We start from the raw sequence: 15,821 nt of genomic DNA, 5'->3' as shown, positions 1-15,821 counted from the left end.
ATTATAAAGAGAAGAGATAGAAGCGACCCCATGGTGGCTTCTATCTCTCCCCGTTAAAGCAAACAATACAAAAACATCAAGATATTATGGCAAGAATAAGACCTTTCAAAGGCATCAGACCTCCAAAATCAATGGTCGAAGAAGTGGTATCTCGCCCTTACGACGTACTCAATAGCGATGAAGCGCGTGCCGAGGCAGCAGGTAACGAAAAGTCTCTTTACCGCATCATCCGTCCGGAGATAGACTTCCCTATCGGTACAGACGAGCATGAAGAGAAAGTCTACAACAAAGCCGCTGAAAACTTCAACCTGTTCCAAAAGAACGGATGGCTTGTGAAAGATGAAAAACCTATGTACTACATCTACGCTCAAACGATGAACGGCAAGACTCAATATGGCTTTGTTGTTGGAGCGCACGTAGACGACTATATGAGCGGTAAGATCAAAAAGCACGAGCTTACCCGCAAAGACAAAGAAGAAGACCGCATGAAGCACGTGAGAGTAAACAATGCGAACATCGAGCCGGTATTCTTCACTTTCCCCGATAATGCGGAGCTTCAAGCGATATTGGACAAGTACGCCGCCAAGATACCGGAGTATGATTTCGTGGCAAGCCTTGACGGATTCGGACACCACTTCTGGATCGTGGACGATGCGAAAGACATCGAGACCATCACAGAAGCATTTGCGAAGATGCCTGCCCTTTACATCGCAGACGGACACCACAGATCGGCAGCGGCTGCACTTGTGGGAGCAGAAAAGGCTAAGCAGAACCCGAACCACACAGGAGACGAAGAGTACAACTTCTTCATGGCGGTCTGCTTCCCGGCTTCTCACCTTACCATCATCGACTATAACCGTGTGGTAAAAGACCTCAACGGCCTCACTCTGGAGCAGTTCCTCGCAAAGATTGGCGAACACTTCGTTGTGGAAGAGAAAGGCACAGAGATCTACAAGCCTGCCGCACTGCACAACTTCTCCATGTACTTGGGAGGAAAGTGGTACTCGCTTACTGCAAAGCCCGGCACATATAACGACAACGATCCCATCGGTGTGCTCGATGTTACGATCTCTTCCGACCTTATTCTGAGAGACATTCTTGGTATAGACGACCTCCGCACCAGCAAGAGGATAGACTTCGTGGGCGGTATCCGCGGACTCGGAGAGCTGAAAAAACGCGTAGACAGCGGCGAGATGGTAGTGGCTCTTGCGCTCTATCCCGTATCCATGCAGCAGCTCATAGACATTGCGGACACCGGCAACATCATGCCTCCGAAGACTACGTGGTTCGAGCCGAAGCTTCGTTCCGGACTTGTTATACACTCTTTGGAAGAAGAACAATAAGGGAGGGATTCATCATGGCTGATACAAAGAAAACCAGAATAGAGTCCGACCTTTTAGGCTCAAGAGAGATCGAAGAGAAACACCTCTACGGTGTACAGACACTCCGTGCGATAGAAAACTTCAACATCTCTACCTTCCGTCTCAACGAGACACCCGACCTCCTCAAAGGTCTTGCCTACACAAAGATGGGAGCTGCCATGGCAAATGTCAAGCAAGGCATCATCACCCAGCAGCAGTTTGACGCCATCATGCAGGCGTGCAGAGAGATCCTCGACGGCAAGCACACCGAAGCCTTCCCCATAGACATGATACAGGGAGGAGCCGGCACATCTACCAACATGAACGCCAATGAGGTGATAGCCAACAGAGCATTGGAAATCATGGGACACCGCAGAGGAGAGTACAAATACTGCTCTCCCAACGACCACGTCAACGCCTCCCAAAGCACCAATGATGCTTTCCCCACCGCCATTCACCTCGGCATCTACTCCATGCACCTCCGCCTCATCGAGCACCTCAAGAGCTACATAGCCTCCTTGCAAGAGAAGAGCCGTGAGTTTGCCGACGTGCTCAAGATGGGACGCACCCAGCTTGAAGATGCCGTGCCGATGACGATGGGACAAACCTTCGGCGGCTTTGCATCCATCCTCGAAGAAGAGATCGCCAACCTCGACCATGCGGCCGGACAGCTCCTCACCGTCAATATGGGAGCAACGGCGATAGGCACCGGTATCTGTTCCGAGCCGGGCTATGCCGAGCTGTGCGTCGAAGCCCTTCGCGAGATCACCGGATGGGACATAAAGCTCGCGCACCACTTGGTAGGTGCCACCTCCGACACCTCGCACATCATCGGCTACTCGCAAGCGATGAAACGCCTTGCCGTCAAGCTCAGCAAGATAGCCAACGACATCCGATTGATGGGCTCCGGTCCTCGTTGCGGACTTGGCGAACTCGATGTCCCCGCACGCCAGCCCGGCTCCTCCATCATGCCCGGCAAGGTGAACCCCGTGATACCCGAAGTGATGTCGCAGATCTGCTACAAAGTGATCGGGAACGACGTCTGCGTAACCATGGCAGGGGAAGCCGCCCAGCTCGAGCTGAATGCGATGGAACCCGTCATGGCACAATGCGCCTTCGAGAGCGGGCACTACCTCATGCGGGGGATGGACACCATGCGCGACTTCTGCATCAGAGACATGAAAGCCAACCGCGAAAAGTGTCTGGCTCACATCCACAACAGCATGGGCATCGTTACCGCACTCAACCCGATCATAGGCTACAAAAACTCCACCAAGATTGCCAAGAAAGCGGCCGAAACGGGTCGTGGCGTCTACGAGCTTGTGCTCGAAATGGGCATCCTCACCAAAGAAGATCTTGACACGATCCTTGCTCCGGAAAACATGATCAAGCCGGTGAAGCTGGACATCAAGCCGCTCAAAGATCTTCCCGAAGCCTGACATCCTCACCGCTTTATGACATCCGATGGCAGCCTGCACCTCCAAGTGCAGGCTGCCATTTTCATATCTCCGCAACGCCAAGCCACCTGCCCCACTTGCGGCAACCCAAGCGGTCTCCTCCCGACCCTTTTCGGGGAAAATTTCCATCCGCATGAAATTTTATTTCCTTTCGGACAAAAATTCCCTCTTTTTCGGACAAAAATTTTCTCCTTTTCGGACAAAAATCTCCTTTCTTTGGTACAGAAAGATTTTTTTGTGCGCAGACAAAATATGCTCCTTAGCATAAAAAATATTTTTCATGATGATAAAAAATTATTTTTTCACTCACAAAAATATGTTTTTGCGCCTATAAAGCCGCGACTCTTATGCTAAAGAAAATACTTTTTCTGTGTACGCAGATATTTTTCTGTCCGCACACAGATATTTTTCTGTCCGCACGCAAATATTTTTTCTTGGCCACAAAAATTTTTTTTCTTGGCCACAAAAATTTTTTTTCTTGGCCACGAAAATTTTTTTTCTTGGCCACGAAATTTTTTTCCTTACCTACGAAAATATTTTTTCTTACCTACGGAAATTTTTTTCCTTACCTACGAAAATATTTTTTCTTACCTACGGAAATTTTTTTCCTTACCTACGAAAATATTTTTTCTTACCTACGGAAATTTTTTTCCTTACCTACGAAAATATTTTTTCTTACCTACGGAAATTTTTTTTCTTACCTACGAAAATATTTTTTCTTACCTACGGAAATTTTTTTTCGTGCGCACGTAATTTTTTTTTCGTGCGCACATAAATTTTTTTTCGTACGTACGAAAATATTTTTTTGTACGTACGAAATTTTCATCCTCTCCGAAACCGACCTTTTCTCTTTTCCCGATCCCGGTTTTCCGTCTCGGCACAAAAAAAGCAGTGCCGGCACTTATCGCACCGGCACTGCCCGAATCTGTTTATAATATTTTATGCTCCGCTACTTCGGGTCGAGAGATACCTTACCACTCTTTCGGGTCGAGAGATACCTTCCACCCTTTACTCGTGGCGATGGATTTATCACACTCATCCGTGCCGGGATTGCCATAGATATAGACCGTCTTCTTTCCACCGGGCTGCTTGGTTACATCGGGAAGTGTTCTGAATATTTCGTTCAGCATCTCCGCACTCAGCTTGCATTCCTTGCAGTGCAGTCTGTCTCTGATACTGCCGGGGATCTTCAAGGAAGTAAGATCCCTGTTGTAGTCGCAAGCCAAAGCATCCAGCTTGGTATTCTTGCTCACATCCAGCGAAGTGAACAGATTAGCTCCACAGAATAGCCCTTTTAAGGCTGTGTTCTTGCTCACATCCAACGAGGTGAGCTCGTTACCGTAGCAGCCCAAATCTACCAAAGCTGTGTTCTTGCTCACATCCAGCGAGGTGAGCTTGTTACTGTTGCTTGTAAGCATGAATACGTTGCCATACACCGTAACGATCCGGGATCCGAGTGTGTACTCTTGTTCGGTACCAAATACGGTTACGTTCTCGCCCGCATCTTTGACATAATTGTTGTTCAGGTCTATCCAGACGTTCGGGCGGTCTGCTTCCTCGGCATATATCCAAAGCTTTATCTTCTCACCGATGGCTTTCTTTGTCGTCATCGTCATCCTATTGCCGGGAGGAGTTGGAGGTAGCGGCTTGCCCTTGACATCCACTGTCCAGCCTTTCTTGGTGGCTATCTCCGGATGACAGTCGGCTGCGCCGGGGGTGTTGTCTACAAGGATCTTCTTCTCTTTCCCCTTTCCTCTCACATCCGGAAGTATTCGGAAGATGTTGTCCAGCTCCTCCGCGCCGAGCTTGCAGCCGCGGGAGTAAAGCTGATCATCAATACCGGAGCCGATGTCGAGAGTGGTCAGCTCCTTGTTGTTTTCGCAGTGCAAGAACTCCAGCTCCGGATTGCCACTCACATCCAAAGCGGCAAGCTTGTTGCCGGAGCAGACCAGCTTTTCGAGCTTTCTGTTCTTGCTCACGTCCAGAGTGGTGAGAGAGTTGTAGTCGCAGAACAGCAGTTCCAGCTCCGGATTATTCCTCACGTCCAGAGTAGAGAGTTTGTTCTCGGAGCAGTGCAGCTTCTCCAGCTTGACGTTCTTGCGCACATCCAAAGCTGTAAGCTTGTTCTCGTCGCACACCAACTCTTCCAACGCATTGTTCTTCTGTACATCCAGAGCCGTAATCCGGGCTCCCTTGCAGAAGAACTTTGTAACATTGCCATACACCACTATCGTCTGAGCATCCAGCCTGTAATGCTTGTGCACTTCAAACTCCACGGCATCCTCTCCGGCGTCTTTGATCTTGTTGTTGTTCAGGTCTATCCAAACATTCTTTTGGTCTGCGTCCTCAGCATCGATGTAAAGCTCTATCGTCTCGCCGATCATTTTCTTCGTCGTGAGAGTCATACTGTTGCCGGCAGGAGTAGGAAGCGGCTTGCCCTTTACATCCACTTTCCAGCCTTTCTTGGTGGCTATCTCTGGATGACAGTCATCAGCACCGGGGTTCTTTTCCACGAAGACCTTCGGATCCTTTTCGCTTCCGCTCACATCCGGAAGGGTTCGGAAGATATTGTCCAACGCCTCCGCGCTCAGCTTGCAGTGACGGCAGAAGAGAAACTCGTTGATGCTGTTGCTGATCTTCAAAGAGGTCAGCTCTTTATTACTATCACAGTACAAGAATGTCAACTTCGCATTGTTGCTCACGTCCAAAGCCGTAAGAGCGTTGGTGGAGCAGACCAGATTATCAAGCTCGATATTCTTCGAGACATCCAAAGTAGCGAGTGAGTTGTTGTCGCAATGCAGCTCTTCCAACTCCGTATTCTTACTCACGTCCAAAGTCTTGAGCAGGTTATCTTGACACTCCAATAACTCCAGAGCCTTATTCTCCTGTACATCCAGTGCGGTGAGCCGGTTTTCTTTGCAAACAAACTCGGTGATATTGCCATAGACTACTATTGTCTGAGCACCCAGCGTATACTCCTCATGTTGTTCAAATACCATCACACGCTCTCCTGCATCCTTGATCTTGTTGTTGTTCAAGTCTATCCAGACATCGGGCTTGTCCTTATCCTCTGCTTTGATATAGAGCGTTATCGTCTGCCCCACTTCCATCTCCGTTGTAAGAGTCATGGCGGGCACTCCTTCCACAATATCGTCTTCGATCTTCAGGATACCGCTCTTCCACTCTGCCCGTACACGATAAGCCTTGCCGGGAGTCATGGCAAACGGCTTCGCTACTCTCGTGTTTCGAGAAAGGACAGCTCCTCCATCCGTCTGCATGGATATACCAAACTCCGGAATATTTCTCTTTTTAGGGTAGTGCCATACCGCAAAAGTGTGAGTGGCTCCGGGTGCTATCGAAACAGCAGAACCCGACTCCTTTATCGGGTTGGGCTTGGTGCCATCGACGGACAGCACATTCTCTGCCGAGACTTTATAGAAATGAATCTTTCCGTTTCCGGGCACATATCTCCACTCTTCCGCATCTCCCTTTACGGGATAAAGATGACAGTTGGACACCCTGAGCTCCTCTCCCGAACTGTTTTTTAGATCTACATACTCGATACTGCCGAGATGAGAGAAGTCCAACTCTATATCCGTCTCATCAGGATCGACATCCTCCTCGGCAATTACCGGGACAACGATATCTTCCAACCTGTTCTCCCTCAATGGCAATATGTCCACGAGGATCTCTCCATCCTGTACACGTGCTCCCGTCCCCGGTATTCCGCAGAAAGCGTGAATGGTGTACTCCTGCTGTACGTTTATGATTTCCGGCACTTCGATGCTCAACCTTGCCAGCTTGCCATCCTGCTCGATGGAAGAAATGGTTACCTCCACGGGAGCGGTCAGCGTCCCGGTCTGCTCGAAGATAAATGCTACCTTGTCGCCCGCTTTCCAACGAGCAACGAGAGTATTGCCATCTGCTCCTTTCTCCAAGCCGACTCTCATTCCGGCTTCATTCTGTGGCATGGATGCCGTAAGAGTGAGCTTTCTGCCTTTTTCTTGCGAAACCAGCTCCGCACGATCGTTACGGCAGCTTGTCGATAAAATAGTGAGGAACAACATTAAAACGCATACTCCACTCGTAAAAATCCGTTTCATCTGATTATGTATTTCTGTTTATTCTTATTCAATGATCAAAAAGCATCCGGGGTTAAGACCTTCGGAATACCGTCTGTTCATCAGGGGTATGGTTATTACCCCATAAAACAAAGGTATGCATAAATGTATAAATATTCAAGGAGTTGTCTCGGTCTTCACGATAAGCCTTAACAAAAAAGAAGATAAACAGATATAAAACTTTCCCTGAACTTGTTCACTCCCCGAACTCAAGTCTTGAGTTGTGCAAACCGCGTCTTGATCTCCACAACTCAAACCGCAATGTCCGACAATCACGCCCTGCTTTAGATCTCCGAAAAGGTTCAACCAAAGTTCTAAACCTGTTTGTTCTACTCTCTGAACAGATTCAGACACAAAAGTCTCCACACAAAAAAGAGCAGAAAGCGATGCTCCCGCACCTGCTTTCTGCTCTTCTATCGTTTCCTTCGGAAGGATTATCTTCTCCGTCTGCCGTTACCACTCTTTCCGGCACGGCGCATATCTTTGCGCGATGTAGTGGAAGATCTGTCTCGTCCATGCCCGGACTCTTTCTCTCCTGCACCGCCTTTGGGTTGCGCTTTACGCACCATGATAGCTCGCGATCCCACTTCAAAATCGTTCATGGAAGAGATAACCGTCTTGGCATCTCGTTCCGGCACTTCAAAGTAAGAGAATGTATCGTAAATATCTATCTTACCTACCTCCACACGTGCTCCGCCTGTGGTAGCATTGAGAAGCTCTATGAGGGAGTTGGGGTACAGCTTATCACGACGTCCGAAGTTGATTTGCAGACGAGCATATCCCGGTTCGGGGATGCCGTTCTCGCGCTGTTTCTTGCGTCCTCTGCGCTCCGATCCTTTGGAACGATCATCGTGCAGTGGTTTGTCGGGCACTTCCTCCACCTCTTGTGCGGCACGATAGTACTGGAGAAGTCTGTGGCTCTCCATAGAGATGAAGCGGCGTATAAGCTCCTCTTTATCTATCCACGAGAGTTTGGAGACGATGGCGGGGAGGATGGCAGAGAGCATCTGGTCTTCATCATCGGGCAGTGTACTCTCTATTTTATCCGCAAGCGTGAAGAGCTGTCGCTCGCATACCTCTCTTCCGGTGGGTACGTAAGCGCGTTCTATCTGACTGCCTATAATCTTTTCGATGTCCCTTAGACGCCCTTTCTCGCGAGAGTGGCAGATGGCAATGCTGAGTCCGCTTTTTCCTGCACGGGCAGTGCGTCCGCTTCGGTGGGTATAGCTTTCCACATCTTCGGGCAGACCGTAATGGATGACGTGTGTAAGGTCGTTCACATCGAGTCCGCGTGCTGCCACATCCGTAGCGACAAGGAGTTGGAGGTTGCGGATTCTGAACTTCTGCATCACATAATCCCTTTGAGCCTGCGACAGATCGCCATGCAGAGAGTCGGCATTGTAGCCGTCCTGTATGAGTTTGTCGGCTATCTCCTGCGTTTCTCTCCGGGTACGGCAGAAGATGATGCCGTAGATATTGGGATAGTAGTCCGCAATACGTTTAAGTGTCAGATACTTATCTTTTGCCGCCACCATGTAATAGATGTGGCGGATATTCTTGTTGCCCTCGTTCTTTGCGCCTATCACGATCTCCGTCGGCTTCTTCATGTAGCCGGACGCAATGGCTGCAATCTCCTTCGGCATGGTGGCAGAGAAGAGGAGCAGATGTCTTTCGGATGGCACTTGAGCAAGGATCTCTTCGATGCTTTCCGTGAAGCCCATATTTAGCATCTCGTCTGCTTCATCGAGCACAACGTCTCTCACGGTGGAGAGGTTCACCACTCCTCGCTTCATCAAGTCTATAAGGCGACCCGGAGTGGCTACGATGATCTGCACTCCGGAACGGATGGTGCGGATCTGCTGCTCTATGGAAGCACCTCCGTAAACGGCTACGATGCCCACGTTTTTCATGTATTGCGAGTAGTCGGCAAGGTCTCCGGCAATCTGCACACAAAGCTCACGAGTGGGAGCCAGTATGAGTGCCTGAGGGATGCGTTGCGTTGTGTCTAAGTTTTGAAGGAGAGGCAAGCCGAATGCTGCCGTCTTTCCGGTGCCGGTCTGAGCCAGTGCGATGATGTCTCTGCTCTCTCCAAGCAGGTGGGGTATCACAGCCTCTTGTATAGGCATAGGCTGATCATAACCAAGCGCTTCCACAGCGCGAAGAAGAGGAGCAGATACTCCCAGTTCGTTAAATGTCATATATTATTATAGATAAATGCAGAATAATATTCTTCTGCATGGTGCAAAGTTACGATATTTCAACCAATTAACAACAAAAGAGCCACCGAAAGAGAAAACCCCCGGCAGCTCTTTTATGATATTTGAAACGGATTTTATTGGAAAAGAGAAGCAATGGTATCGAATAGAGGAGTCTGCAACATGTAGCGCAAAAGCAGCAGGGCAGATACCACATAGAGTGTTACACTCACCTCTTTGAAGCGTCCGCACAGCATCTTTACCAGCGTGAAGCTGATGAGTCCAAGCGCCATACCTTCCGCTATATTGTAGGTAAGCACCATAGTAAGCATGGTGATAAAGCATGGCATCGCTTCTGAAATATCGGAGAGATCTATCTCCTGAATAGCACTCAGCATGAACACTCCCACAAGCACCAATGCTCCCGTGGTGGCGGCAGAGGGTACGAGCAGGAAGAGAGGAGATAAGAAGAGAGCGGTGATAAAGAGTATGGAAGTGGTGAATGCGGTCAAGCCTGTGCGACCACCCTCGGCAATTCCCGAAGCACTCTCTACAAATGTGGTAACGGTAGATGTTCCCAATACCGCCCCAACGGATGTAGCCACGGCATCTGCCATCATTGCCGGCTTGATATTCTTCACATTACCCTGCTCGTCCATCATTTCTGTCTTGGCAGCTGCTCCGATAAGTGTTCCCACGGTATTGAATATATCCATGAAGACCAATGCAAAGATGGTAAGAGCCATATCCATATTGAGCAGTGCGCGGAAGTCGAACTTCAAGAACGTCGGCTCCAATGAGCGCGGCATGGATACGGGGGTGAAAGTATCGGGTAGAGCCGTTACACCCATCGGGATACCTATGATGGTACATATCACTATACCGTAAAAGAGAGCACCTCTTACCCTTAGGACAATGAGAGCCGCACTGATAAGGATACCGATGCAGGCAAGCGTGGCAGCAGGGGTAAAGGATCCGAGCGTAACGAAAGTGGCTTCGTGCGAAACGATGATACCCGCATTTTTCAGCCCGATAAAGGCTATAAACATTCCTATACCGGCTGAGATGGCGTAGCGAAGATTGACCGGAATACATTTGACAATCTGCTCCCGAATGTTGAACACCGTAAGCAGGATAAAAATAATCCCTTCGACAAAAACAGCGGCAAGTGCGGCCTCCCAGCTGTAACCCATTCCCATGACGAGCGTGAAGGCAAAAAAGGCATTGATACCCATACTCGGAGCTTGAGCAAATGGCAGCTTTGCCAAGAAAGCAATCAGGAGTGTTCCCACTGCTGAAGCCAAAGCGGTGGCGGTGAAGACGGCTCCTTTGTCCATTCCGGTAGCACTGAGAATGTCCGGATTTACCGCCAAAATATAGCTCATAGTGAGAAAAGTAGTAAGCCCGGCTATGACTTCTGTGCGAAGTCTGTGCTTACCGGAGTCGAAGCCGAGGCTGCGAAGTAAAACGTTCATAGTGTGTAGAGATGTCTTGTATTGTGTATGATTTAAGCGTTATTCTCGAAAAGAGAAGAAAAGAAGCTGTTCCCCCTCCTGTTTTTTCGGCACAAAGGTATAAATTCTAAGAGAACTGCTAAAATTCTAAAAAAATAAAAGCATCCGGGAAATGCCTTTTGAGCATTCTCCGGATGCTTTATGTTTAGTTTCGGGAGCTTACCCGATGTCCCGGTTAAAGGTTATTCGCAGGGAAAAGATCGTTCCACCAAGTAGGGTCATCCTGCAAATGTTTAGCAAACCAAGCCATTATCGTTGAGGTCCATGCAAGACGTTTCTCCGGGTTTATAATACCATGATCTTCTCCGTAGATACGTACATACTCTACCTCTTTACCTAAAATCTTAAGAGCCTGATACATCTGTACACTCTCTCCATCGGGCACATTGGTATCTTTTGTTCCATGAAGCAGAAGAAGAGGCGTGTTGATCTTGTCTGCCAAGAAGAGCGGGCTATGCTTGGTATAAAGGTCGGGGTTATTCCATGGATAGCTGTCCGCACTTGCAACACTGCTATAACCTACTCCCCAATAACCCTCTCCCCAATAGGATGAAAGTGCCGAGATACCGGCATGACTCGCCGCAGCAGCAAAAATATCCGTTTGTGTCTGCAAGTATTGAGTCATAAAGCCTCCGTAGCTTGCACCCATACAGCCTACCTTTTTTGCATTCACGAAAGGATGCGACTTACAGAAAGCCTTTACTGCGCCTATGATTTCGGCTGCGGTGCGATCGCCCCAAGCATTCACGTGACGAGCGGCAAACTCCTGGCCATAACCGGTAGAGCCGCTGGGGTTCATGCTATACACAACATATCCCAAAGAGGCATACATCGCCAAAGAGTAAGAACCTTCAAACATACGGTTTACGGGAGAGGTTCCGGCGTAGTAGTAGACAATCATCGGATACTTCTTGTTCGGATCGAAGTTGGGAGGCAGATAGAAACGGCCTTGAATCTCGGTGCCGTCGGGAGCTATATAGTCCCAGTCCGCCATGTTACTACGAATAAGATCTTTACCTTTCTCGGCATCAAGATCGTACAAAAGGGCTTCTCTTCTCTTCTTGGCATCTATCATGTAGAAGCGATCCGAGGATGTGGCACTCTGTCCGATATAGGTAACATCACCCGAGAGAGCAGATACAGAGAAGTTTTTCACATAGTCTTCTTTCTTGGAAAGACGGGTTATCTTACCGCTCTTAATATCGCTAACGTAGAGAAGTTTACGGTCTCCCACCTCTGCGATAAAGTATGCTTCGGGGCGGTTGGTCGGCACCAAAACGGTTTCGATAGAGCGGTCGAGGCTCTTGCTAAGCGGTCTTGCCGTCTTGTTCACACGGTCATAGAGGAAGAGCTGGGTGTCGTAAGTGTTGACGATCATCCCCTTAGGAAGAAGTCTTCCTACGCCATGGAACGCATCGGCACTACCGGTAGCCACAAGCATATTAGGCAGTGCGGAGTAGTACAAGCTCGCTATCTCTGTATCGTTTACGAAGAGCGTATCCACTCTTCTTGTCCTTAGATCCACTTCGTAGTAGCTTGTGGATCTGAACGGACGCTTGGTAGGCGTAGGAGTAGATACGGAGAAGATCAGCTTGGAATCGTCCGGAGCGACATCCTGAATATATGTGGATCTGTTTCCGAATGTAACCGGATAGAACACTCCGCTCTTCAAGTCGAAAATAGAAATAAAATTCCGGTGTCTGAAACCGGGTAGTCTGTCTCCGGGAGCAGCAAGACGATCCAGGTTTTTATTGTATTTCTGTCCCTCTTCCGATACATTGAAGATCAAAGATGTCTCTCCCGGAGACATGAAGTAACTGCCTGTTTCCGGAATGCCGGAGTGAATCACTTCACGCTTCATAACTTTCGGATCGTAGGCATACAGTGTACGTCCCTTCTCGGTAGTCTCATCGTAGTAGAGTTTGTCTGTCTTAGGCATCCAGCGTGCACGGGATGCAACTCCGTCGAACTCCGCTATCTTCTTTCCTTTATGGAAGAGCAACGACTGCTCTCCTGCTCTGCTTGCAGCAGATGGACGGAAGTAGAGAATGACGTAATCGCCACTCGGAGAGATTTGAGACCCTGCCAATGTGCGTCCGTAGATCATAAAGTTCGGATCTGGATGGTGCTTGGCATCCGAGCGTACCTCTACTATTCTGTCTTCGCGATCGGGAGTAAATCCGGCACGAAGCTCTATGTTTTCCAAAGAGTCCTTGCTTGAGAGCGCAACCTTAACGGTAACGGCATGAGTCTTGGGCAGCAGTGTTATCTTCGATGTTTGCGGTTTAATGCTGTCGCTTACCGCCTTTGCTCCGACACCTTTTAGCTTTGAGGCGTTGTCCACCAACACTTCAAAAGGAGCGTTACACTCTATCGAGAGCGTTCCCTTGGTGTAAGTTTCCGGAAGAAGATTGAAGTTGAAGATATGATACTGCAAGGTATTGGGGTCTGCTATTCTCTTCACAGGCACACTGAATACAGGCTTCTCTCCACTTTTCGGAGAAAGAAGAGTGCGTGTGTCATTAGCAAGATTGACACGGGGAGAATAGTAAAGCATGGTCTGTACATCGTAGCTCTTGCCGGACAGATTTGTACTATCCGAGAGCACCGGACGGGATATATTCACCGGACCGGCATATTGCAATCTTTTGGCATAAGAGATCTTCGGAGTCTTGATCTCCTGTTTGGCTTTAGTGTCCTGCGCCAAAAGAGCACCGCTCCCCAAGAAAAGAGAGCACAGCATTGCTGCTAAAAATGTTTTACGGCTCATAAAAATGTTTGTGTTATTTGGTAATTATAATTTCATGAGAAATGTTCGCCATGTCTTAAAAGAGTAGAGATCCGGTTCACTGTCAAAGATGCCGTACATGGCAGAACCCGACCCGCTCATCGAAGCATAAAGGGCACCTTGCCGGTATAACAGCTCTTTGAGCTCGACAAGATGAGGATGACGAGGGAAAAGAGAAGACTCGAAACGATTGCTTACTACTCCTCTCCACTCTTTCAAAGGCAGATTCAGCCTTTCCCTCAAACCCACCTCGGGTTTCATCGGACAGACTCCGGAGTACGCTTCCGGTGTGGAGATATAAATATCCGGCAGCAACAAAAGAAGATGATACCCCTTGAGAGAGAAAGAATCAAAAGGGGTCAAAATGTCTCCGATTCCCTCTCCGTAAGTGGGAGAGTCGTACAGAAAACAGGGGACATCAGCACCCAATCTCGCTCCCATGAGAGCCAACTCTTCACGAGAGCAGTTCAGGTGAAACAGGTCATTCAGCATCACAAGCGTGCTTGCTGCATCACTCGACCCTCCGCCAAGCCCTGCACCATGAGGGATATGCTTGCGCAGAATGATCTTTACGGGCGGTAATCCGTACCGCGCTTCCATCATCCTGTATGCCTTGACCACGAGATTCTGCTCCACCGGACAGTCGGAGAGCGCATCTCCTCCATCAAAAGAGAAAGTCTCCACTCCCGAACATATTTCCAGTACATCTGTCAAAGGGATAGGATAAAACAGCGTCTGGAGATTGTGATACCCATCCGGACGCTTCTCGACAATCTCTAAACCGAGATTGATTTTTGCTTTTGGAAATGTAAGCATTCTTGCAAGATAAGTGAGAGCAACGGTTCTCTCTACGAGATAGTTGCTTGTAACTTGGGCAAAGATACAAAAAGGTGCCTGAATGCTTAGCACTCAGGCACCTCTTGTTACTTTTTTTCTCTGTGCGCAGGATGAGATTCGAACTCACACACCGGAACCGGCACTACCCCCTCAAAGTAGCGTGTCTACCTATTTCACCACCTGCGCTCATGAGGCAAAGCCTCTGAAGACATTTTCCATCTTATTGTTGTGATCAGGCTGGGATTCGAACCCAGGACCCACAGCTTAGAAGGCTGTTGCTCTATCCAGCTGAGCTACCCGACCTAATTCGCTTGAAACCGGTGTCCCGATTTGCTGTGCAAAGGTAATGTTTTTTTTCGTACCACACAATAGAGGCCCCAATAAATTGTTTTACACCCGAAATCGCCCCTCTCCCAAGACGTCATTTTTATATATTCCATCCCTCAAAAAGCTCCGCCAAACATCTCTCTCTATTTCATCCTCCACCTCTGTTTTCGGAGGGGTCCCGAATTTGTTAAATCAGCCCGTTTTATTAACACTATTTTCGACACCTGTTCACCCAAAACGCGAAACAAGCATATTTTGTCGGCTTAACGTGTTTAATTTTTCAACAAACACGTTTATCGATTTCATTTAATACGTTTACCGGATTCGGTTAACGTGTTTAGCCAAATCCTCTAAAACGCTAATAATCAATAAACTACGTATTTTCACCCTAAAACACCCCTGAAAAGGTAGATTTCTTCATTAGGGAACATTTACAGAGGCAGGTGTTAAAATTCACATCTATTAACGCGAAAAAGCCCCATCAAACGGACTGAGAAAAATTTTTCTCCGAATTTCAAATTTCAACATAAACCGATCATCCACAGAGAGTTGAGATAAAACAATCTGCCTTTTCAGCCCCAAAACAGAAGAGAAAACGGAAAGAGAAGAGAAAAACAGGAGAGTCCGTTTTTATATAAAAGCTCCCCCAAAAAGGGAGTAAAGAATATCCCCGAAACGCCTCCCCAATCACAGCAAAAAAAGTAAAATAAAAAGAGCACCGTCCGAAATAAAATCGGAACAGTGCTCTCTCTTTAACCCAATCTATATAAAGAAGCCTTGGACAGGCTTCGGGGAGTCTGCCTCCCTCCTTAGTAGGTGCGAAGCTCTTTGATACGAGCCTTCTTACCGGTGAGTTTACGAAGGTAGTAAAGCTTGGCTCTACGCACACGACCGCGCTTATTCACCACAATCTCTTCAATAAACGGAGAGTTGAGAGGGAAAATACGCTCTACACCGACACCTCCTGAGATCTTACGCACGGTAAACATCTTCTTGTCTCCGTGTCCGGATATACGAAGAACATCTCCACGAAACTGCTGGACACGCTCCTTATTACCTTCACGAATGCGGTATCCTACGGTGATGGTATCCCCGCTCTTGAAACGCGCATGTTCTTTACCGCTCTTAAATGCCTCTTCGGCTACTTTAATCAAATCCATAATATTGATCGCTTATACATATATATAATAAGCCAAACGCAACGTACATAGGCCACACTCT

Annotated in this window: 8 protein-coding genes and 2 tRNA genes; 2 read left to right on the top strand and 8 right to left on the bottom strand. The window is 48.3% G+C overall.

Annotation, left to right across the window (positions count from 1 at the left end; all coding sequences use genetic code 11):
• Positions 1-86: 86 nt before the first annotated feature.
• Positions 87-1,343, top strand: coding sequence for a DUF1015 domain-containing protein (locus tag HQ43_RS06650; protein WP_036791369.1), 1,257 nt, complete (start codon positions 87-89; stop codon positions 1,341-1,343).
• 14 nt (positions 1,344-1,357) lie between these two features.
• Positions 1,358-2,800 (top strand): aspartate ammonia-lyase, encoded by a 1,443-nt coding sequence (locus HQ43_RS06645; protein ID WP_036791366.1) that lies wholly within the window; start codon positions 1,358-1,360, stop codon positions 2,798-2,800.
• 989 nt (positions 2,801-3,789) lie between these two features.
• On the opposite strand, the gene HQ43_RS06630 is transcribed toward HQ43_RS06645, so the two are convergent.
• The 8 genes from HQ43_RS06630 to rplS all read right to left on the bottom strand — a co-directional run bounded on the left by HQ43_RS06630 (position 3,790) and on the right by rplS (position 15,760).
• Positions 3,790-6,921: a leucine-rich repeat domain-containing protein gene (locus HQ43_RS06630; protein WP_152567495.1), complete on the bottom strand. Its 3,132-nt coding sequence runs from the start codon at positions 6,919-6,921 to the stop codon at positions 3,790-3,792.
• A 452-nt stretch (positions 6,922-7,373) separates the two neighbouring features.
• Positions 7,374-9,137 (bottom strand): DEAD/DEAH box helicase, encoded by a 1,764-nt coding sequence (locus HQ43_RS06625; protein ID WP_052103124.1) that lies wholly within the window; start codon positions 9,135-9,137, stop codon positions 7,374-7,376.
• Positions 9,138-9,271: 134 nt separating this feature from the next.
• Positions 9,272-10,609, bottom strand: coding sequence for an NCS2 family permease (locus tag HQ43_RS06620; RefSeq protein ID WP_052103123.1), 1,338 nt, complete (start codon positions 10,607-10,609; stop codon positions 9,272-9,274).
• A gap of 214 nt (positions 10,610-10,823) precedes the next feature.
• On the bottom strand, positions 10,824-13,418 hold the full coding sequence (locus HQ43_RS06615) for an alpha/beta hydrolase family protein (RefSeq protein WP_081964566.1): 2,595 nt from the start codon (positions 13,416-13,418) through the stop codon (positions 10,824-10,826).
• 24 nt (positions 13,419-13,442) lie between these two features.
• Positions 13,443-14,252 carry a 4-(cytidine 5'-diphospho)-2-C-methyl-D-erythritol kinase gene (gene ispE / locus HQ43_RS06610; protein WP_036791353.1) on the bottom strand — a complete coding sequence of 270 codons (810 nt, stop codon included), beginning with the start codon at positions 14,250-14,252 and terminating at the stop codon, positions 13,443-13,445.
• A 123-nt stretch (positions 14,253-14,375) separates the two neighbouring features.
• Positions 14,376-14,459, bottom strand: a tRNA-Leu gene (locus tag HQ43_RS06605).
• 43 nt (positions 14,460-14,502) lie between these two features.
• A tRNA-Arg gene (locus HQ43_RS06600) sits at positions 14,503-14,576 on the bottom strand.
• An 833-nt stretch (positions 14,577-15,409) separates the two neighbouring features.
• Entirely contained in the window at positions 15,410-15,760 is a 351-nt protein-coding gene (gene rplS, locus HQ43_RS06595) for a 50S ribosomal protein L19 (RefSeq protein ID WP_036791350.1), read from the bottom strand.
• Between the last annotated feature and the right edge of the window lie 61 nt (positions 15,761-15,821).

The sequence above is a fragment of the Porphyromonas canoris genome, from assembly GCF_000769115.1.
GTDB classification, from domain to species: Bacteria; Bacteroidota; Bacteroidia; order Bacteroidales; family Porphyromonadaceae; genus Porphyromonas_A; species Porphyromonas_A canoris.
Note: the sequence above shows the minus strand (reverse complement) of the source record. Positions and strands in the feature narration are given on the sequence as shown.